Below are 19,343 nucleotides of genomic sequence, written 5' to 3'. Positions count from 1 at the left end.
CATAATTCTAAATTTTTTTATAAATAACCATTGAAATTTCAGATAACTCGTTTATACTCTCTTAAAAAGGAGAGTGACAACCATGAGATTTCTAGAGAAAGTAAGTAAGACAGCAGGTAACACCTTTGCGATCTGGGTGATACTTTTTGCTGTACTCGCATTTTTTAACCCAGGAGGCTTCACATGGATCGCTCCCTATATTCCTGTTTTATTAGGAATCATCATGTTCGGGATGGGGCTCACCTTGTCTTTAAATGATTTTAAGGCAGTGTTTCAAGCTCCAAAAAGTGTTCTACTTGGCGTCGCTGCTCAGTATACAATCATGCCCCTGCTCGCGTTTGGTTTGGCGACGACTTTTAAATTAGAGCCAGAAGTAGCAGTAGGCGTGATTTTAGTCGGATGCTGTCCCGGTGGTACGGCATCGAACGTTATGACTTTTCTAGCAAAAGGTAACACAGCCTTATCCGTTGCAGTTACATCCGTAGCAACACTACTTGCACCAATCTTGACACCAGCACTTACGCTTCTTTTTGCTAGCAAGTGGCTTCCTGTTTCAGCTGGTAGTTTGCTAATGTCAATTGTACAAATTGTTCTCGTTCCAATTCTTTTAGGTCTTGTCGTAAAATTATTATTTCGTAAACACGTTGAAAAAAGTGTGGCTGCACTCCCGTTAATATCAGTAGTTGGAATCGTAGCTGTTGCTTCAGCAGTTGTAGCTGCTAATGCACAGCAGATAGCTGAAACCGGTATGCTCATATTCTCTATCGTCATTCTTCACAATGTACTGGGATTATTACTAGGTTTCCTAATTGCAAAAGTGCTAAAACTGAACTTTGCTGATCAAAAAGCAATATCGATTGAGGTTGGTATGCAAAACTCTGGGTTAGGTGCAGCACTTGCTATTGCGCATTTTTCTCCACTATCTGCAGTTCCTAGCGCCATCTTTAGTGTGTGGCATAATATTTCAGGACCACTTCTTGCTACTTGGTGGGGAAAAAGAGCGGATAAGCAAGCTGCAAACACGGTTAATAACACTAACTATTCTAAAGTTGTTTGATATCGAAATGAAGAATCCTCTGCTCGAGACAAATGAGCCGAGGATTCTTTTTAAGTATATAAGACAATTTTAAAAACCATGTCAGAAAATCTTACATGGGTGTAGAATCTGCACCAGAACTGTATAGAATGAAAGAAACAGTTCAGTAGGGGGCGTTCGGATGGAAGATATCATGTTTTCATTAAACAGTGTTTGGTTAGTACTAGGTGCACTTCTTGTCATTTTAATGCAAGGTGGGTTCATCTTACTTGAAGCAGGATCGACTCGAATGAAAAATGCAGGGCATATTGCTGGGAAGACAGTCTTTACGTTTGGTTTAGCTTCCATTGTATTCTGGGCAGTAGGCTATGGGTTCATTTTCGGTGGTAACTCTAACTTTTTTATTGGGTTGTCTGATTTTTTCTATTCAGGTGAACAAGCGGAAGGGATGGCTTATTCAACAGCGGCATTCTTCATGTTTCAGCTTGCGTTTGCAGGTATCTCATTAACGATTGCTTTCGGAGGATTTGCTGAACGTGCGAAATTATCTGCCTACCTCGTTTTCGCTATCCTTTTCTCAGTTGTTGTCTATCCAGTTGTTGCTCATTGGATCTGGGGCGGAGGATGGTTAGCGGAACATGGTAAGCAGGATTTTGCTGGATCAACAGTGGTTCATTTAACTGGTGCGATGGCAGCTTTTGCAGCAACAATACTCTTGAAGCCGCGTATTGGAAAGTTCAATAAGAATGGTACATCTAACAACATCTTCGGTCATAACCAAGTTTACACAGCGCTAGGAGTTATCATCCTATGGGTAGGGTGGTTTGGATTTAATGGTGGTAGTACGTTTGTTGTAGATGATGGATTTTTTGGATTTGTTGCACTAAACACAAATCTTGCGGCTGGAGCAGGTGCGGTTGCTGCACTTATTATTTCTTGGATGGTTTTGGGTAAATCTGATATTCCGACGATTTTAAATGGTGCGTTAGCAGGGCTTGTTGCGATCACAGCTTCTTGTGCATTTGTTGAAACGTGGGCAGCCGTTCTGATCGGTTTTGTTGCAGGAATTTTAGTATTCTATTCTGTTAAATTTTTCGATAGATTAAAAGTGGATGATCCAATCTATGCGTTAAGTGTTCACGGAGCTGCAGGAGTTTGGGGAACGTTATCTACGGGGTTATTCGCGACACCAGAACTTGCGACCGTAGGAAAGCCTGGTTTGTTCTATGGCGGTGGGTTTTCTCAGCTTGGCGTTCAAGCGATGGGTGTATCTGTTTCAGCGTTATACGCGTTTGTAGTTTCCTTCGCTCTTTTATACGCAATGAAAAAAGTAATGAAAGGCCTTCGAGTATCTGAAGAAGAAGAAATTATCGGCTTGGACGTGAGTGAACACGGAAACTATGGTTATCCAGAGGCGTTCATCGCAAACGAAGAAAAAAATAGAATCGCAAATTAATAGTGGTTACAAGCATTGGGGTCTATTCCTCAATGCTTTTATCACATAGGATGTGTTAGTATGCCTTATTCACAGATAAAAAAATGGCGTGAAGATAAGTGGGAAGAACACCAATATTCATCACATGATTTAAATGTTTTTCATGATGAAGTGATGAAGTATGTCTTTGATGCTTCTCTACAAAAACATATTGCAGAATTTGGTCCTGTTCCTTGCCGATACGCATGGTTTGTGATGGGAAGTGCAGGTAGATTTGAACAAGCGATCATCTCAGATCAAGATCATGGACTGATCTATGAGGAAAAAAGTGATGAAACGAAACGATATTTTCTTTCATTAGGAAAAGAGTTATCGGATGGTTTGAATGAAGTAGGTTATCCGTATTGCGATGGAAATGTGATGAGTTCTAATCCTGTATGGAGTAGATCTTTAATAGAGTGGGAAGAACAACTCTTAAAGTGGCTTACGGAAGAAAGCTTTGAGAGCATACGTTTTCTATTAATTTTTTATGATGCACGAGTGCTGATGGGTGAAGAAACTTATGGTAAAAACCTAAAAAAACTCATTCATGATTACGTGCAGAGGAATCCTCACCTTTTAGATCGGCTGTTAGAAAATACACAGCATTTTAAAAAAGCGGTAGGAATCTTCCATCAATTTTTAACAGAATCGCATGGCTCGCATGCAGGAAGTATTGATCTGAAGCAATCGGGTTTCTTTCCTTATGTGAATAATGTCCGCTTGCTGGCTATGAAGGAGAGTCTTGAAGCTACATCCACCCTTACAAGACTGAATGAACTATCGAGCATGTCGAACTATAAAGAAAATCTTAGTTGGTGTGCGGATGAATTTGAGAAGCTACTTCAATACAGGTTGCAATATCATAAAAAAACTACAGAAAACTATGACGACATCCACTACTTAAATATTAAAGAACTTAACAAAAACGAAAGAAAAGATATGAAGCATATCCTGCTGAACGGACAAAAGTTACAAAATTACACACAGTCGGTCATTAAGGGAACGATTGAAACATGAGAGTGAATCCGCTTATTCAATTTATGAAGCAAGTCCAGGGGAAGATAAATTCAAGTGTTTATGCGTCATTACAAGGACAATCAAGTCCTCAGCATGTTGCGTTTTTAAGGCAGCTTCAAAAGGAAATGAAAGTGGAGGAGAGTTTAACGATTCCTTTTGATGATTTGAATGTAGTCGTTTTCGATCTTGAAACTACTGGTTTTTTTCCTGAACAAGGTAATCAGATTCTATCGATCGGTGCAGTGAAAGTAAAGGGTGGAGAGGTACAGTGTGAAGACACCTTTTATTCTCTTGCGCAATGCACAGGTGAACTTTCTCCTGAGATTAAAGAACTTACAGGAATAGACGATAGTGATCTTCAGCATGCACCTCCATTATCAAAAGTGCTAGTGGATTTTTATGAGTTTGCAAGAGGTCATGTTCTCGTGGCTCACCATGCGAGTCATGAGAAGAAGTTTCTTCAACACTATAATTGGAAACTATTTCGAAGTCAGTTCAAGCACCGTATAGTCGATACTTCATTTTTACTAAAAATTGTTGAACCAGAATCTAATCTTGTTCGGTTAGAGGATTGTTGTGAACATTGCGATATACCAGTAACAGACCGCCATCATGCATTAGGAGATGCTAAGATGACGGCAGAGCTTTGGAGTGTTTATGTAGCTCGTGTTCAGGAATTAGGATTGAAAAATTTACGAGAGCTCTATGAGCGACTCTCTAGATAAACAGCTGGCACCATGTAGTGGAGAGCCAGCTGTTTTTTAATTTCTCATATTAAATTGGGCGTTTATCTGTCCGCGTATCATTTTATTACGTTCGTCGCGCTTCTGATTTTTCGTAAGTTCCTTTTTGATCTCGTATGTTTGGACACCATCTTCAATTTGATCAGCGATTTCCATAAGACGTTCTACATCTGAAAAAGAGTACTTGCGTGTTCCTTTGCCTGTTCGTTCAGGGAAGATAAGTTTCCTCTCTTCATAGTAGCGAATCTTACGTTCGGAAAGTCCTGTGAGCTCACTGATAATACCGATGGACATGACTTTCTTATCTTTATAAGACAATTTATCAACAGACATGACGATCCTCCTAGTTTAAGAAGTTTGAACCGAACAATTCTAAATATTGTTATTTATTATATCACAATGATGTAAGGTTTTCTTACATATATTTATTCCACTGCCATTTTGTTTGTGAAAACAATTTTTGTTAGATCGTTTTTAGTAGAATGGTATCGGTAAATAGATAGGTATAAATGAAGTTGAAAAAATATTCAGACATATGACATAATAAGCAGATGTTCTATTGAAAGCGTTTTACTTTTTGGAGAAGGAGGAGCTGAATATTGAACAATGAATTGAATTTAAATAATGAACGTACAACTGCTGCTGAAGTGGGTAACAATCCTATACCGCCTCAAACAATGGGTCAAAAATTAAAAATGATCGGTCCAGGTTTTGTAGTAGCGGCAACTGGTGTAGGTACAGCAGATCTAGTAACTGCCATTGTAATCGGTACCTCATTCGGAATGACTTTTGTATGGGCGATCGTGATTGGTTCAATTTTAAAGTATTTCCTGAACGAGGGAGTGGGCCGCTGGTACCTCGCGACAGGGCAAACGATTCTACAAGGTTGGCATTCACTCGGAAAATGGGCGACTGGGTATTTTGGTGTCTATTCGGTCATCTGGGGTTACATTTACGGTGCTACTGCAGCTATGACGTGTGGATTAGGGATGCATGCGATGCTTCCTATCATGCCGATATGGGCTTGGGCAATCATTCATTCTTTATTAGGTTTTGCACTTGTTTGGACGGGGCGTTATTTGCTCTTTGAAAGAATAATGACAGTATTGATCGGTGTTATGTTTATTACGATTATTGGTACATCATTGCTCTTTTTACCTACGATCGGAGAATTTGCAGGTGGATTCATACCCAAAATGCCAGACGGGTCACTCATGTTAGCACTCGGATTAATAGGAGGTGTCGGTGGCACGATTACTATGGCATCTTATGGCTACTGGCTGCGAGAAAAGAATTGGAAAGGAAAAGAATTTGTACCCATTATGAGACTTGATACGAAAGCAGCGTATGTCATAACAGGTCTATTCACGATGGCTGCACTCGTAATCGGAGCAAAGTTCTTATTTGGAACAGATGTAAAGTTAGAAGGAGACCAAGGTCTTCTAAATCTTGCTGAACTTTTAGGCGAAGAATTCGGAACACCGTTACGTTGGTTATTCTTAATCGCGTTCTGGTCGGCTGCTTTCACTTCACTTCTTGGCGTTTGGAACGGAGTGCCGTATCTATTTGCGGATTTTTTAAGAACCATCAAGACAAAGAAAGAGGACTTACATTCAGTTAAGCCAGTTACAGAAAAAGATAAGTCGTATCGTGCTTATTTAGCATGGCTGACATTCCCGCCGATGCTGATCTTCTTTTTTGGAAAGCCGGTTCAGCTGATCATTATATATGGTGTGTTAGGTGCATTGTTCATGCCATTTCTTGCAATCTCACTCATTATCTTATTGAATTCTAAAAAAGTGGATGCGGAATATCGCAACAAATGGTTAACCAACGCCGTTTTGATCGGGTGTCTCCTTATGTTTGCCTTTTTAGGGATCAACGAGTTGCAAAAACTTTTTTAATGAATATGTGTTTAAGTACCAAAGCCCATTATAATAGTGGGCTTTTTACTATTTTATTCACACTATTCATTTGGTAGTGTGATAAATCATTCAAAGGGTTTGAAAAAACGAAAAAGTGAAGGGAATCTGGTTTAGTTATAGAAGATTTAATACAAAGAAGCTTAATATATAAAAGACAAAAAAGGAGCTAATTATGTACGAGCAAAAGACAAAAGAAACCGATCAGAGTGTTGTAGAGTTTATTGAGAATGTTGAAAGTCCAAAAAAGAGAGATGATGCTTATAAGCTGCTGGATATCTTTTCAGAAACGACTGGATTTGAAGCGAAGATGTGGGGACCAAGTATTATTGGATTCGGCTCGTATCATTACAAATACAAGACAGGACATGAAGGGGATGCACCACTTGTTGGCTTCTCGCCAAGAAAATCGAAGATCAGTCTGTATTTTGCACCAGGGGATCCCACTCGTGATGATTTGCTTCAGAACTTCGGTAAACATACAACAGGTGCTGCTTGTGTATATATAAATAAATTAGCTGATATAGATGAAGATGTTTTAAAAAAATTGATCATTAATTCGGTTGCATTCTTGTTAAAAACGTATCCTCAAGAGTAGTTATCTTTACAGAGGAATAATTGTGTGAGTGCTCTCGTAGCCGATTATGAAAAAAGGCAGAGGACCAAATAAAAGTGGAATGGCGATTGGAATTGCCATCGGTGTAGCAATCGGCATGGCACTGCATTAGGAATTGCTTTTGGATCAAAATAGGATAGTTGAAAAAGGAGCCCAACATTGGACTCCTTCTTTTAATTAATGTTTTTTATGACAGCCGCAGCTTCTCTTCTTCTTTTTCTTACAACGCTTACATTTTAGATAGATATAGCTTGAAGAAGACTCACATTTATCTTTTTTCCAAGAACCCATTTAAATCACCCCATTATTTTCACAACACCTTTGTTTGGTGCTGGTAATACAATATATGCAAGATGAGGACAAGTTGATTAGACATCATGACAAGTGAAAACGCACATTTTTTAAAGATTTAACAATATAATGTTTTGTAAAACATGCTATCATAAAGCAAAACACTAGGAGTTGATTGAAAATTGAAACAGGAAATTATGAATCGGTTTATTACATACGTAAAAGTAGATACACAATCTGATGGTAGCAGTGACACGACTCCATCAACAGAGGGTCAGTGGACGCTGGCAAACATGCTAGTTGAAGAATTGAAAGGAATTGGTATGCAAGAAGTAACTGTAGACGAAAACGGATATGTCATGGCGACTTTACTATCCAATTCGGATAAAGAAATTCCGGTCATTGGTTTTCTTGCACATGTGGATACAGCTACTGATTTTACAGGAACGAACGTTAAACCGCAGATCGTTGAAAACTATGACGGAGAAACGATTATCTTAAACAAAGACTTACATATCGAATTGTCTCCAAGGGACTTTCCTAGTTTACAAGATTATAAGGGACATACTTTGATTACAACGGACGGAACAACATTACTTGGTGCCGATAATAAGGCAGGTATCGCTGAGATCATGACGGCGATGAAGTATTTGATTGATCATCCTGAGATTAAGCATGGAAAGATCAGAGTGGCTTTCACTCCCGATGAAGAGATCGGACGCGGACCTCATAAGTTTGATGTGGCAGCGTTTGGAGCAAAGTATGCTTATACCATGGATGGCGGTCCTTTAGGTGAATTAGAGTATGAGAGCTTTAACGCTGCCAGTGCTCGAATTCGTATTTTAGGAAAGAACATCCATCCTGGATCTGCAAAGAATAAGATGGTTAACGCTGCGAAAATTGCGATGGAATTGAACGGAAAGCTACCTGTTGAAGAATCACCTGAGCATACAGTAGGCTATGAAGGTTTCTATCATTTAACGGGTCTAAGGGGTGACGTAGAACAAACGGATATGTCATATATCATTCGCGACCATGACAAAGAACTTTTCCAAAGAAGGAAAGATAGAATACAAGAGATTGTGGATGAACTGCGTGAAAAGTATGGACAAGACAAGATTCAATTACAGATGAACGATACGTACTACAATATGAAAGAAAAGATCGAACCCGTAAGAGAGATTGTTGATCTTGCTTCTCAAGCGATGAAAAAACTAAATATCGAACCGAACATCAAACCAATCCGCGGGGGGACAGACGGATCTCAACTATCATTTATGGGCCTTCCGACTCCAAATATCTTTACGGGTGGAGAAAACTACCATGGTCGTCACGAATATATATCGGTTGATAATATGGTCAAAGCGACTCACGTCATCATTGAACTCGTGCAGTTGTTTGAACAGAAAGCATAACCTATAAGCTAACCAATCGTGTTTGGTTAGCTTTTATCTTTCACAAGGGGGGGATAAAGATGTTAGCGCAAGGTGTTGTCATTCATGAAGGCCAGATACTATTAGTACAGCAAAAAGTGAAACGTGGAGACATCGTATGGAATTTTCCAGGTGGCGGAGTAGAGGAAGGGGAAAACTTTGAACAAGCATGTATACGAGAAGTGTTGGAAGAAACAGGCTATACCGTAAAAATAATAAAACCTGTGACAAAGAGTAAAGAAAAACAAACATTTCTTTGTGAGCTCATTTCAGGAACACTTACCATCGAGGACGATGAAGATATTCTTGATGTACGCTGGATTGATTTGAATGATGAAAGATATTTCGATGATGTATCAAAACCTGTAGTTGAAATGGTGTTAAAGATGATGGAGGTTGTGTAAATGAGCTATCCCATTCGTGTTAGGGCAGGTGCTTTGATCATTGAGAACGATGCTATTCTGTTAATTGAGTTTCATGATGAGAACGGTCTTCATTACAACTTACCATCAGGTGGTGTTGAACCAAATGAATCTGTTAAAGAAGCTGCAAAACGTGAAGCAAGAGAAGAGGCATCAATCGAAGTAAATGTCGGTGCACTCGCATTCACCTATGAGTATGCCCCACATCTGACGGAAAATAGATACGGAACAACACCTTCATTAGGACTCATGTTTGAATGCTCACGTATAGAAGACTCCCAACCTAAATTGCCGGATAATCCAGATCCTAACCAAACTGGTGTAAAATGGATTTCCCTTAAGGATTTAGAACAAATCACGTTGTACCCCAAAATACAAAGACATATAAAAGCGTATATAGATCAGAAACAGTACAATGCTTTTATTGAAGAACATACTCTGGAGAAATACGAAAAGGTATGATAAACACATTTATAAAATTCTGAAAAAAGCTGTCATTGTAATCAAAAAATCTTTATACTAATACATATATAAATAAACTAATCAGTCGTTTTTATTAATTAATTTTAGGAGGATTCACATGGAGTCTTATTTTTTTGAACGTAATCGTAGCCGCTTAAAAGAATTGGTGCCCGATGAATCATTAACGATTCTTTTTGCAGGAAAAGCTCCGCAAAAATCAGCAGATGAACAATACCCATTCACGCCTAACCGTAATTTTTATTATCTATCAGGGATTTCGGAACAGAACGTGATCCTCGTGCTAAAAAAGAGCGGTGATAAATTTGAAGAAACACTTTTTATCGAAAAAGCTGATCCAGTCATGGAAAAGTGGGTCGGGAAAACCGTGTCTAAAGAGGAAGCAGAACATCAATCTGGGATAAAAGATATCAAATATGTGGATAGCTTTGAGTCGTTTGTTGCTAGTCAATTCTTTACAAATCAAGCTCAACATGTATGTTTAGATCTAGAACGCCGTGGGTGGACAGGTGCCCCATCTGAAACATCACAATTCGCAAAGCATATTCGAGAACATTATCCGCATGTGACGATCCATAACGTATATCATCAGATCACTGAACTACGTGTATTTAAAACGACAGAAGAGATTCAAAAGATTAAAGAAGCGATCTCTATTACGAAAGAAGGAATCTATAATGTGCTGAAACACGCGAAAGCTGGAATGAAAGAAAATCAGCTCGAAGCACATTTTGACTTTACTTTAAAATCAAACGGTGTGCGTGATTTCGCGTTCAAGACGATAACGGCTAGTGGAAAAAATGCTACGATTCTTCATTATGAGCATAATAGCGCACAAACGAATCCCGGTGAACTCGTTCTTCTCGATCTAGGAGCACAAAAGGATTATTACAACGCCGATATCAGCTACACGTTTCCAGTAGATGGGAAGTTCACAGAGCGTCAGAAAGTTCTCTATAACATCGTTCTTAAAGCGCTAAAAGAAACGACGGCTATTATTAAACCAGGTCTTGCATTTGCAGAGCTCAATATTCATACGAAAAAAGTGTTAGCAGAAGAATGCAGACGTATTGGTTTGATTCAAAATGATGATGAGATCTCTAACTATTATTATCATGGTGTGAGCCATTTCCTTGGACTTGATACACATGATGTTGGTTCGTACAAAGATCGCATCTTAGAGCCTGGAATGGTCATAACGATAGAGCCTGGACTTTATATCGAGGAAGAAGCAATCGGCATTCGAATTGAAGATGACATCTTAGTAACAGAAGATGGATTCGAGAACTTATCTAAAGATATTTTCCGTGAGGTAGAAGAGATTGAGGCATTTATGGCTACTCAAGGTGCTCATGCTTTAAAAGCTTGATCATTAATCGTTTAATTAGAAATAAGAGGTCCCATATTAAAGGGCCTCTTTTTTGTCGTTTTAGAGAGCGTAGTGTGATTTGCATAGATTAACTCTTTTATCGGATATGCTTTTTCACGTACTTTAGATCAATATAGTGCTTCAAGTTCCATACCCATTTTCCATGAAAAGTCCTATTTTTATAAATAATAAGCCCCTGTTGCTCACCAGTTGAAAGTATGGAGAAAAAATTACTTCGTGGTGTATAACGTTCTAAAGGCCGCCCGGAAATGAAACGCTTAATATTTCTCCATAGAATAGTTCCTTGTTTTGTTGCATGAAAATCGCTCTTCTCTAAATCCATATATTCTGAAATTGTTACGCAGTTACCTGCACCAAAGACATAAGGGTACTCATCGTTTTGCAGCGTGTCATCAACAAGGAGAAACCCCTTAGAATCAACGGGTAATAATGCTTGTTTAAAAAGAGAACTAGCTTTAGCTCCTGTTATCGGTAAGAGGATAGAATATTGTATTTTCGTGCCTTTATCAGTCAAAACATAGATATCGTTTACTTCTTTCACACGTTCATTTTCATAGAATACAAGATTATGATCATGAGCGATCTTTCTAATCTTGTTTGTAGCGTTTACCCCATAGGAGTGAAGAAGTGAAGTTGAACTTATGTATGTTACAGGCTTGCTCATATTGTGTTTCTTTCGCCAAGTTGATATAGAAAGTGCGAGCTCAATCGCTGCGAGGTGATCCCCTATGATTACAGGTGCATTACTAGTGCGTACTTTCTTTATCTCTTCTATTACATGATGTTTTGGGATTAATTCTGATGTGGAAATGAGTTCTGAAGTGGTCCAAGGTTCCATATCAAAAGAAATTACATCAAAGGAATAGATTCCGCCAGAAAACCCTAACAACACTTTCTGCAAAGGATCAAACGAGATGATGGTATCTTCTATCAAAGTGACAGAAGCGCAATCGCATAATGACTCTAGATCAATACGAATTTCCTCTTCCTTATAAAGACCCTCTGTAAATCCTGAAAACATGCCTGAATAATATTGGAATTTTGACGATGTAATAAGTGTTACTTCTAGATCGCTAATTTTTTCATGTGAAAGACTGCGGAGGATAGAAAGGTGAGCATGTCCTCCACCAATTAATAAAAGCTTTGTCAAAATGAACACTCCAGTTAGATTGTTGAGTATTTTTCCTTAATCATATAAGTACGATGTGGATAGTGCGAATGATTTGATTGTTTAAATGTAAAAAATAATAAATGTAACAAATAAGTTGGAATTTATGTTAGTTTTTGGATTTTATTTATGGTATTTTACTAGATGGTGATAAAAATGATAATTATTAAACAGCTTTTTGCTAATCTTGCAATTTTAGTCGCACTATTGTTTCTGTATACACAAATTAAGAAAGATCCACCACTCCGAATGAATTCTTCCATTAAGAAAAAGATTACTACAGGAGTGGCAGGAGGTTTGTTCAGCAATATCCTCATGCAATACAGCATTCCGGTCGGAACGACAATTATTGATATGAGACATATTCCAATCATATTACTTGCCTATTTTGGGGGAGCAGTCCCTGCAATAATTGGAATGGTACTTGCCATTGCAGGTCGTTTTTTAATCGGTATTAACATTTCTTCTTATATGTCTAGTCTGATCATGTTGGCTGTTACACTATTTTCCATCATTATTGCAGGAACGAGTTTGAGAGATCAAGCAAAAAAATGGGGTATGCTTACCTTTGCGAACTTACTAACAACCATCTTGTTCTTTTATTTGATAGAGGATCAACAATTATTGTTCTACTTGATTCCATGTTATTGGCTCGTGTCCTTTCTTTCAGGTTATGTGGCATTCCAAGTATTACATATCTTATTTAAGAGTCAGATGATGTTTGATAAGTATAAGGCTGAGTCAACGATTGATCCATTGACAGGGTTGAATAACGTTAGGAAATTTGATGAAGTATTTAATAGTTGTATGGCAGATCTTGAAAAGAAGAAAGAGCTCTCCCTACTTTATATTGATATCGATTTCTTTAAGAAAATTAATGATACATATGGGCACTCTGAAGGTGATGTGGTTTTAAAAGATCTTGGGCTGATCCTAAGGTCATGCGCAAGGCCTACAGATATCGTGAGTAGAAACGGCGGAGAAGAATTTACAGTATTGCTCGTTGATTGTTCACTCGATCAAGCTAAGAAAATTGCGGAAAGAATCAGGTCAACGGTGGAAGAGCATGCCTTCCTCTTAAACAGTGGAACAGAAGTGAACATCACGGTTTCAGTTGGATTATCTAACTTTCCTGAAACAACAAGGAATGGAAGTATGATAATTAAAGACGCAGACAAAGCATTATATGAAGCGAAGAGAACAGGCAGGAATAAAGTATGTACAGCGAATCAGCAGTTGTTATAACAAAAGGAACGAAGATGTCGTTCCTTTTTTTGCTAGAAAGAAACAGAATTATTATTGCTTCCAGGTGGTCCCATGGCGACAAAGTCTGCAATCAATGATAAAAGTGCGTGTAACTCCTAAATTGTCTATATAGGAAAAGTAGGCGGAGCAGGAATTATTATCGAATTTAAGTAATTGAAAAACGGTTCCATTATTTTGTAAACCACCTGTAAGACTAATAGGCTCTCTTGTTCCCTTGTTCAAAAGAAAAAGAGAAGGATATGTACTGCTGTCACAATGAACAGCTAGCTGTTCTGACAAACTTTTCATGACAGTCTACGGCTACTTGCAGAGTTACGGTATTTTGCTCAATGGTAGTTTCAAAAAAAGTACAGCAGCTTACGGGATCAAATCTAAGAAAACGAAAAGCGATCGGAGTGGTGTCACCGACTGGTCGATTTGTACCTTTAGGTAGAATATAGAAACTGGTTATTTGCCGTTCATCCATCTGTACACTCTTCGTTTAATCTTCGGAAGATTTCACATATACAACCTTCACAGTTGCTTGAATCATTCTTCTTTTCACTATGAGACGGATGATGCTTTAAAAATAAACTGTTTTTTGAATGCTTCATCTTCAGATCCTCCCCCAAGATAATCTAGAGAATAGTGCATGCGTAGGCAACAGCGGAGTGACAAAGATAATTGAATATTAAGTATTGAAGAAGAGGGAAAATGCTTTGAAATAGTGAATTTATATTTTTATTGATCGATTTATTCGTTTTTTGCGTATTCTTTCTATAGATGATTTTACAGTGTATGGTTTTTAACTAATGATTCTTACTAAAGAAGGAGAGAGAAGTAGAATGAACATTAAGCTCTTATTCCAGCAAAACATGAATTTTGGTAAGAAGTTAATCCGCCTACACCATGTTAACGCTCTCCTTTTTCTCGTTTTGAGTGTAACGGGCTTTGTTTTATTTTCATCTTCATTCCGATCAACACTTCCAACATTTAGAGTATGGATAAAAGATAGCCATATTTGGATCGGCTTCCTTTTTTGTCTTCCACTCCTTTTTTATATACCTAAAATGCAAAAACACCTTAATACTTTAAGGAAAAAGAAAGAACACCGTGTGAACCTGTATGTTGTCCTTAGTATTGTAACTGTACTAATCATTACCGGAATACAGCTCACGTTTCATCGCCAATTTCCACCAATCGTGAGTTCTGTATCTTTATTCTTTCATGATGCTGCAACATGGTTCGGGGTTCCTTACGCCATCTATCACAGCACAACGCGAAGCAAGTGGTTTAAACGATTGACTTCAAGAAAGACTGTCGCGCATCCTCAGGAAGAACCGATGATGATTAATGAAGAGAACCCAATCTATAGGAGACGGACATTTTTAAAACTTCTAAGTGGAAGTATTATTGCAGTAGCATTTTTGCCTTCATTCTTAAAATGGATTAAACCATTTTTGCCAGAGGATACAGGAAGCAGTGAACAAGTTTTACCGGATGGAAACAACTTAAATCCATTGCCAAATCCAAGTACAAAGTCTGCCCCTCCTGTTGGTGGAGGGCGAAGAGGTGAGTTCCGCTATTACACCGTGACGGAGATTCCTGAGATCAATAATGACAATTTTAGCTTTGCAATTGATGGTCTTGTAGACAGAAAACAAAAGTGGAATTGGAATCAGTTTGTGAATGTACACCGTGACGTGCAAGTCAGCGATTTTCATTGTGTGACAGGGTGGAGTGTGTATGACGTTACATGGGAAGGGATTCCGCTCAAGAAATTGTTACAAGAAGCAGGCGTGAAGGATAAAGCAAAATATGTGAAGTTTTATTCGGCTGATGGCGTTTACACAGACACGCTTACGATTGAGCAGGCGATGATGGATGACATTATGGTGGCTGTATTAATAGATGGTAAACTGATTTCGCAAAATAACGGAGGCCCAGTTCGCTTGATCGTACCTAAAATGTATGCCTACAAATCTGTGAAATGGCTGAATCGAATCGAGCTAATTGAAAAGGAACATGTGGGGTATTGGGAAAAAAGAGGATATGACAAGAATGCATGGGTAAAATCAATCTAAAATGCTGGCTGCTAGCAAGATTTAGCCACTTTTTAATAGGTGTATTATAAATGTGGACAAATACGTTTACATTGTACTTATGGCGCGAACTTCCTGGCTCTGAAATTTTAATTCCTTGATTAATTTAACGGTAACTTCTCATAGATTCACGGATAACTTTCATATTCTCACGTATAAAATATTTATCTGATTTTCGACAAATCCCTCTTCTTTTCAATGAAAAGGAGTATTAAAATGAATGATAAATAAATAGTGATGAAGGGGCTAATGGGAATGGAGATTGTTGAAATAAGGAATGTTGACGAATGTACAGATGAACTGTCTGATCTATTAATAAAAGTAGTAGATGAAGGAGCTTCCATCGGATTTTTGCCTCCGCTAAAAAAACAAGTAGCTGATGATTTTTGGAAAAGCTGTGTGAGCCCTGATATCATGTTTTGGGTGGCAAAAATAGATGGTGCGATCGCAGCGACCATTCAGCTTCACTTGTGTAAAAAAACAAACGGCACTCATCGAGCTGAGGTAGCTAAGCTGATGACACACCCAGCGTTCAGACAAAAAGGAATCGGGCGAAAACTGCTGCTTCACGCAGAACAAAGAGCAAAAGATATTGGGCTGTCATTGCTTGTCTTAGATACAAGAGAAGGGGATCCGTCAAATCTACTTTATCAATCATGTGGTTTTCAAGTGGCGGGGAGAATACCCTTTTTTGCTAAGAATGATAAAGGTGGATTAGATACGACCGTATTGTACTATAAAACGATTTGACTCATAACTTTTAGCCGTCACTTGAGAAGATATTACTTTTCGAGTACGGCTTTTTTTGTTCTTAATGTTGCATAATGTGTGTTGATAAATAGCAAGTTTAATCTTGATTCCTTCCTTCTAAATAAGGGGTAAGTTAACGAATTTGCCATAAAATTGTTACGAAAGTATGAAAACCCTTATTTTCCCTATTAATTAATTCCCATTCCTTTACAATTAAATTGAAGAATATGGTGAAGGAAGGGAGAGGTATTTATGGATCGCCAACTATTAATCTCAATTGTCATAATCATCATTTTATTTGAGAGTATGATTATTTACTTATTTCTTATGTATAAGAAAGGAAACATAGATCAGAACCCTCTATTATTGCTCATTAAAAAGGAGTGGAACATCTTATACCATGCTTTCTTTAAATGGAGTACAAAAAACCGTATGATGATTCAGAATGATAGTTACCTCTTTCATAAAAACTCCAGCTATTTTTATCTATTTCTAGCATTAATCCACGAACAGATCATTGAGATGATTGTGTTTCATATTTACCTTAAAAAAGAAGAACCTAACATAGCTCTTATTATGCTAGTTTTACATATTTACAGTGTTATCTACATGCTAGGTGACTATAACTTAATGAGAAATACCCCTTTTCGTATTACCAAAGATAAAGTAAGGATGAAAATTGGTGCTAGACGATCTCTATATTTTAATTTAAGCGATATTGACTATATGCAGCCTGCCTCAATCAAATACAACAAAAGTGGAAGTATCATAAAAGAAAAGAAAGTATTCCATGCTACGGCTTTCCCAAGAATACTTACGATGATTTTTGGGATTAGCGATGAGCTGAAATATGAGATCGTTTTTAAGAATCCACTACATGCAAGAGGTTACTTTGGACAAAAACAAGAGATTAATAAAGTGCATCTTTATTTTGACCATGCGGGAGATTTTGTAGAGTCACTTCAAAATAGAATGGTGAAAATAGAAGGAGCAGTTAAGAATAGTATCTAGAATAAAGAAGCACATTTTTGTTACGCTATTAACTTTTGGTAACCCTCTATAAAACGAAGTATTGCCTGTTGTGTACAGCAAGCCTCTCTTATGTATAATGGTAATAATTCTAGCTTGAGGAGTGATGAAGGTAATGAACGTAGCTCTACTCAGTAAATGGCATGTGCATGCTGTTGACTATGCACGTGAGGCAATGGAGAATGAAGCGATCACGATAAAAACCGTTTGGGATGAAAACGAAGAGCGTGGTACCCAGTGGGCGGAAGAATTAGGGGTATCGTATGAAGCGGATCTACAGAACGTCCTAGATGATTCAAACATCGACGGAGTCATTGTGACAACAGCAACCAACCGTCATAAAGAGGTCATTATAGCCGCTGCGAACCATGGGAAACACATTTTCACTGAAAAAGTTCTCGCTTTTACTGTAAAAGAATGCGAAGAAATTTTAGAGGCCGTAGATAGAAATAACGTACAATTAATGGTCAATCTACCAAGACTGACAGAAAGCTTTTATCTCTACGCCCAACAAGCTTTGGACAAAGGACTCCTTGGAGATCTTACATACATCAGATGTCGTGTTGCACATAACGGATCTGTACCTTCAGAAGAAAATCCAAAAGGATGGCTTCCACCGCACTTCTATAATAAAGAAGAGTGTGGGGGAGGTGCGCTAATCGACCTTGGGGCACACCCGATCTATTTAACAAACCGTTTAGGTGGGAAAGTAAAAGCAGTAAGCGGTAAACTAAATGAATTTTACAACTTAGGTGTAGATGATAACGCTGTCGTTATGGTGGAGTATGATTCAGGTGCTATGGGTATGATTGAAACGGGGTTCTTGTCTTATGGAAGTCCCCAGCAACTCGAACTTTACGGCACTGAAGGTACACTTATGGTTGAAGGGCAAGATGTAAGAATTAAAAGTAAGCATCTTGGCAGAGAGGATTGGGTAAAACCTGAACTTCCGAATCCACTCTCTTCTAATATGGGGCAATGGGTTGAGGCGATTGAAAAAGGTTTAGGACCGGTTGTAACAAGAGATGATATTTTGAACTTAACTGCCATTAATGAAGCGGCAGCTATTTCAAGTCAAGAAGGTCGTCGTGTGGCGTTATCAGAATTAACATTTGAGCAGAAAATTTAAATCGTATAAAAAGGAATCAAACCTCCTTGTGCAGAATGTATGTTCGTAAACAGTTCTGTGTGAGGAGGTTTTTGAATGTATCAAAAAACAATTCTATTGAATCAGATGGCAGCAAACTATAATGAGCCTAACTGGTTTGTACCCATTGATCGAGCTCTTGAAGGACTAACAGCTGAACAAGCGAGTGAAAAATCTGGAGACAGCAACTCCATATGGGAAATCGTCAACCATTTAAGCTTTTGGAACGAACGCTATTTAGAGCGGTTTAAAGGAAATTCACCCGTTCAAAATATCGAGAGCAACGATGAGACGTTTGAAAATGAAAACAAGCAAGATTGGGAGACTGCTAAAAATCTGTTGTTTTCTATCCTAAATGATTGGACTGTCGCACTTAAAGAAGCAGATGATAGCATTTTTGAGATTTCTGCTCATGAAGATCGCCACGATCCTTGGTATTCAGTTCTTGCTAACATTAATATTCATAATGCTTATCATATCGGCCAAATCGTTGAGATTAGAAAATTAAAAGGAAACTGGGATTCTAATAAAGGTGTTCACTAAAAGGAGAGAGAGGAGAATCTAAGTTTGTATATGTTACATACATCGAGACCTCTTCAGAAATAAAAAGGGAGAAATAAATCTCCCTTTTTTACCTGAAAAATTGAAAACGTTATATTACTCTTTAAAATTTTTACACTTAGTTTGGCCCGCATTTAATATGTTAAATGCTAAGTCAGTAAAGTGTTTAGGGAAAATATTGTTAAACGACTTAACGCTTCAGAGGTTTCCGTTTTAAAATTAAGGAGAAGGGAATTAGTAAACAAAACATAAAGGAGGTGGCTAGCATGTCTGTTTATGACCAGATCAGCTCGTGCTGCAGCAGGATCGAGCAAGCAGACACAAAGGAAGACGTATTACGCGAAGTAGATAAGCTGGACAACTACGCCTCTTATCTAAACGCAGATAAAGCAAAAAGACTTCACATTTATTGTGACAACATTCGTAAACTCAATGTTGATGTGAAAACTGAAACGGTTAATCAAGCAGGATTTATCCGAAATTTATTTGCCTAACATAAAGATCCTCATGATGC

Annotated in this window: 21 protein-coding genes; 17 read left to right on the top strand and 4 right to left on the bottom strand. The window is 38.1% G+C overall.

The window, feature by feature from the left end; all coding sequences use genetic code 11:
• Positions 1 to 82 precede the first annotated feature (82 nt).
• The 4 genes from ACFS5O_RS18590 to ACFS5O_RS18575 all read left to right on the top strand — a co-directional run bounded on the left by ACFS5O_RS18590 (position 83) and on the right by ACFS5O_RS18575 (position 4,255).
• Positions 83 to 1,057 (top strand): bile acid:sodium symporter family protein, encoded by a 975-nt coding sequence (locus ACFS5O_RS18590; RefSeq protein WP_205725631.1) that lies wholly within the window; start codon positions 83 to 85, stop codon positions 1,055 to 1,057.
• 160 nt (positions 1,058 to 1,217) lie between these two features.
• On the top strand, positions 1,218 to 2,492 hold the full coding sequence (locus ACFS5O_RS18585) for an ammonium transporter (RefSeq protein ID WP_205725632.1): 1,275 nt from the start codon (positions 1,218 to 1,220) through the stop codon (positions 2,490 to 2,492).
• Between the two features lie 60 nt (positions 2,493 to 2,552).
• Entirely contained in the window at positions 2,553 to 3,530 is a 978-nt protein-coding gene (locus ACFS5O_RS18580; protein WP_205725633.1) for a DUF294 nucleotidyltransferase-like domain-containing protein, read from the top strand.
• A complete protein-coding gene (locus ACFS5O_RS18575) occupies positions 3,527 to 4,255 on the top strand; it encodes an exonuclease domain-containing protein (protein ID WP_205725634.1) in 729 nt (242 codons plus the stop codon). The genes ACFS5O_RS18580 and ACFS5O_RS18575 overlap by 4 nt, the downstream gene beginning before the upstream one ends.
• Positions 4,256 to 4,291: 36 nt before the next feature.
• Here ACFS5O_RS18575 and ACFS5O_RS18570 read toward each other — a convergent pair whose 3' ends face one another.
• Positions 4,292 to 4,606, bottom strand: a complete 315-nt coding sequence (locus ACFS5O_RS18570) for a MerR family transcriptional regulator (RefSeq protein ID WP_205725635.1) — start codon at positions 4,604 to 4,606, stop codon at positions 4,292 to 4,294.
• A gap of 266 nt (positions 4,607 to 4,872) precedes the next feature.
• Here ACFS5O_RS18570 and ACFS5O_RS18565 point away from each other — a divergent pair, with 266 nt between their 5' ends.
• From ACFS5O_RS18565 to ACFS5O_RS18540, 6 genes are all read left to right on the top strand, one after another.
• Complete coding sequence (locus ACFS5O_RS18565; protein WP_318300163.1) at positions 4,873 to 6,177, top strand: Nramp family divalent metal transporter; 1,305 nt, start codon at positions 4,873 to 4,875, stop codon at positions 6,175 to 6,177.
• A gap of 193 nt (positions 6,178 to 6,370) precedes the next feature.
• Positions 6,371 to 6,793 (top strand): DUF1801 domain-containing protein, encoded by a 423-nt coding sequence (locus tag ACFS5O_RS18560; protein WP_205725636.1) that lies wholly within the window; start codon positions 6,371 to 6,373, stop codon positions 6,791 to 6,793.
• Positions 6,794 to 7,284: 491 nt separating this feature from the next.
• Positions 7,285 to 8,517 carry a peptidase T gene (gene pepT, locus ACFS5O_RS18555; protein WP_205725637.1) on the top strand — a complete coding sequence of 411 codons (1,233 nt, stop codon included), beginning with the start codon at positions 7,285 to 7,287 and terminating at the stop codon, positions 8,515 to 8,517.
• A 59-nt stretch (positions 8,518 to 8,576) separates the two neighbouring features.
• A complete protein-coding gene (locus ACFS5O_RS18550; RefSeq protein WP_205725638.1) occupies positions 8,577 to 8,939 on the top strand; it encodes an NUDIX hydrolase in 363 nt (120 codons plus the stop codon).
• Positions 8,940 to 9,419 (top strand): NUDIX domain-containing protein, encoded by a 480-nt coding sequence (locus ACFS5O_RS18545; RefSeq protein WP_205725639.1) that lies wholly within the window; start codon positions 8,940 to 8,942, stop codon positions 9,417 to 9,419.
• Between the two features lie 118 nt (positions 9,420 to 9,537).
• Complete coding sequence (locus tag ACFS5O_RS18540; protein ID WP_205725640.1) at positions 9,538 to 10,806, top strand: aminopeptidase P family protein; 1,269 nt, start codon at positions 9,538 to 9,540, stop codon at positions 10,804 to 10,806.
• 97 nt (positions 10,807 to 10,903) lie between these two features.
• Here ACFS5O_RS18540 and ACFS5O_RS18535 read toward each other — a convergent pair whose 3' ends face one another.
• On the bottom strand, positions 10,904 to 11,977 hold the full coding sequence (locus ACFS5O_RS18535) for an NAD(P)/FAD-dependent oxidoreductase (protein WP_205725641.1): 1,074 nt from the start codon (positions 11,975 to 11,977) through the stop codon (positions 10,904 to 10,906).
• A 174-nt stretch (positions 11,978 to 12,151) separates the two neighbouring features.
• Between ACFS5O_RS18535 and ACFS5O_RS18530 the strand changes: the two genes are divergently transcribed.
• Positions 12,152 to 13,240 (top strand): GGDEF domain-containing protein, encoded by a 1,089-nt coding sequence (locus ACFS5O_RS18530; protein ID WP_318300164.1) that lies wholly within the window; start codon positions 12,152 to 12,154, stop codon positions 13,238 to 13,240.
• Positions 13,241 to 13,511: 271 nt separating this feature from the next.
• Here the strand turns inward: ACFS5O_RS18530 and ACFS5O_RS18525 are convergent, their stop codons facing one another.
• Together ACFS5O_RS18525 and ACFS5O_RS18520 are read right to left on the bottom strand one after the other, a co-directional pair.
• A complete protein-coding gene (locus tag ACFS5O_RS18525; protein WP_205725642.1) occupies positions 13,512 to 13,727 on the bottom strand; it encodes a hypothetical protein in 216 nt (71 codons plus the stop codon).
• The gene (locus tag ACFS5O_RS18520) at positions 13,720 to 13,854 is read right to left on the bottom strand and encodes a hypothetical protein (protein WP_318300165.1); all 135 of its coding nucleotides are present in this window, start codon (positions 13,852 to 13,854) and stop codon (positions 13,720 to 13,722) included. Before ACFS5O_RS18520 ends, ACFS5O_RS18525 begins: the two co-directional genes overlap by 8 nt.
• Positions 13,855 to 14,052: 198 nt before the next feature.
• On the opposite strand from ACFS5O_RS18520, the gene ACFS5O_RS18515 reads away from it, so the two are divergent.
• The 6 genes from ACFS5O_RS18515 (at position 14,053) to ACFS5O_RS18490 (ending at position 19,323) form a co-directional block, all read left to right on the top strand.
• Positions 14,053 to 15,324: a molybdopterin-dependent oxidoreductase gene (locus tag ACFS5O_RS18515; protein ID WP_205725643.1), complete on the top strand. Its 1,272-nt coding sequence runs from the start codon at positions 14,053 to 14,055 to the stop codon at positions 15,322 to 15,324.
• Between the two features lie 273 nt (positions 15,325 to 15,597).
• Positions 15,598 to 16,092 carry a GNAT family N-acetyltransferase gene (locus ACFS5O_RS18510; RefSeq protein WP_205725644.1) on the top strand — a complete coding sequence of 165 codons (495 nt, stop codon included), beginning with the start codon at positions 15,598 to 15,600 and terminating at the stop codon, positions 16,090 to 16,092.
• Between the two features lie 252 nt (positions 16,093 to 16,344).
• Positions 16,345 to 17,103, top strand: a complete 759-nt coding sequence (locus tag ACFS5O_RS18505; RefSeq protein ID WP_205725645.1) for a hypothetical protein — start codon at positions 16,345 to 16,347, stop codon at positions 17,101 to 17,103.
• A gap of 133 nt (positions 17,104 to 17,236) precedes the next feature.
• Complete coding sequence (locus ACFS5O_RS18500; protein WP_318300167.1) at positions 17,237 to 18,250, top strand: Gfo/Idh/MocA family protein; 1,014 nt, start codon at positions 17,237 to 17,239, stop codon at positions 18,248 to 18,250.
• Between the two features lie 75 nt (positions 18,251 to 18,325).
• On the top strand, positions 18,326 to 18,811 hold the full coding sequence (locus ACFS5O_RS18495; RefSeq protein WP_205725647.1) for a DinB family protein: 486 nt from the start codon (positions 18,326 to 18,328) through the stop codon (positions 18,809 to 18,811).
• Positions 18,812 to 19,095: 284 nt separating this feature from the next.
• Positions 19,096 to 19,323, top strand: a complete 228-nt coding sequence (locus ACFS5O_RS18490; RefSeq protein WP_205725648.1) for a hypothetical protein — start codon at positions 19,096 to 19,098, stop codon at positions 19,321 to 19,323.
• Positions 19,324 to 19,343: the final 20 nt, after the last annotated feature.

It is taken from the genome of Fictibacillus nanhaiensis, assembly GCF_042686385.1.
Lineage (GTDB): Bacteria > Bacillota > Bacilli > Bacillales > Fictibacillaceae > Fictibacillus > Fictibacillus nanhaiensis.
The sequence above is the reverse complement of the archived record's forward strand: the minus strand, read 5'-3'. Positions and strand labels throughout refer to the sequence as shown.

What these genes read in the sequence shown, in the direction of transcription:
- ACFS5O_RS18590 (WP_205725631.1), top strand. Translation starts at nt 83, where the DNA reads ATGAGATTTCTAGAGAAAGTAAGTAAGACAGCAGGTAACACCTTTGCG.
- ACFS5O_RS18585 (WP_205725632.1), top strand. Translation starts at nt 1,218, where the DNA reads ATGGAAGATATCATGTTTTCATTAAACAGTGTTTGGTTAGTACTAGGT.
- ACFS5O_RS18580 (WP_205725633.1), top strand. Translation starts at nt 2,553, where the DNA reads ATGCCTTATTCACAGATAAAAAAATGGCGTGAAGATAAGTGGGAAGAA.
- ACFS5O_RS18575 (WP_205725634.1), top strand. Translation starts at nt 3,527, where the DNA reads ATGAGAGTGAATCCGCTTATTCAATTTATGAAGCAAGTCCAGGGGAAG.
- ACFS5O_RS18570 (WP_205725635.1), bottom strand. Translation starts at nt 4,606, where the DNA reads ATGTCTGTTGATAAATTGTCTTATAAAGATAAGAAAGTCATGTCCATC.
- ACFS5O_RS18560 (WP_205725636.1), top strand. Translation starts at nt 6,371, where the DNA reads ATGTACGAGCAAAAGACAAAAGAAACCGATCAGAGTGTTGTAGAGTTT.
- ACFS5O_RS18550 (WP_205725638.1), top strand. Translation starts at nt 8,577, where the DNA reads ATGTTAGCGCAAGGTGTTGTCATTCATGAAGGCCAGATACTATTAGTA.
- ACFS5O_RS18545 (WP_205725639.1), top strand. Translation starts at nt 8,940, where the DNA reads ATGAGCTATCCCATTCGTGTTAGGGCAGGTGCTTTGATCATTGAGAAC.
- ACFS5O_RS18540 (WP_205725640.1), top strand. Translation starts at nt 9,538, where the DNA reads ATGGAGTCTTATTTTTTTGAACGTAATCGTAGCCGCTTAAAAGAATTG.
- ACFS5O_RS18530 (WP_318300164.1), top strand. Translation starts at nt 12,152, where the DNA reads ATGATAATTATTAAACAGCTTTTTGCTAATCTTGCAATTTTAGTCGCA.
- ACFS5O_RS18525 (WP_205725642.1), bottom strand. Translation starts at nt 13,727, where the DNA reads ATGGATGAACGGCAAATAACCAGTTTCTATATTCTACCTAAAGGTACA.
- ACFS5O_RS18520 (WP_318300165.1), bottom strand. Translation starts at nt 13,854, where the DNA reads ATGAAGCATTCAAAAAACAGTTTATTTTTAAAGCATCATCCGTCTCAT.
- ACFS5O_RS18515 (WP_205725643.1), top strand. Translation starts at nt 14,053, where the DNA reads ATGATTCTTACTAAAGAAGGAGAGAGAAGTAGAATGAACATTAAGCTC.
- ACFS5O_RS18510 (WP_205725644.1), top strand. Translation starts at nt 15,598, where the DNA reads ATGGAGATTGTTGAAATAAGGAATGTTGACGAATGTACAGATGAACTG.
- ACFS5O_RS18505 (WP_205725645.1), top strand. Translation starts at nt 16,345, where the DNA reads ATGGATCGCCAACTATTAATCTCAATTGTCATAATCATCATTTTATTT.
- ACFS5O_RS18500 (WP_318300167.1), top strand. Translation starts at nt 17,237, where the DNA reads ATGAACGTAGCTCTACTCAGTAAATGGCATGTGCATGCTGTTGACTAT.
- ACFS5O_RS18495 (WP_205725647.1), top strand. Translation starts at nt 18,326, where the DNA reads ATGTATCAAAAAACAATTCTATTGAATCAGATGGCAGCAAACTATAAT.
- ACFS5O_RS18490 (WP_205725648.1), top strand. Translation starts at nt 19,096, where the DNA reads ATGTCTGTTTATGACCAGATCAGCTCGTGCTGCAGCAGGATCGAGCAA.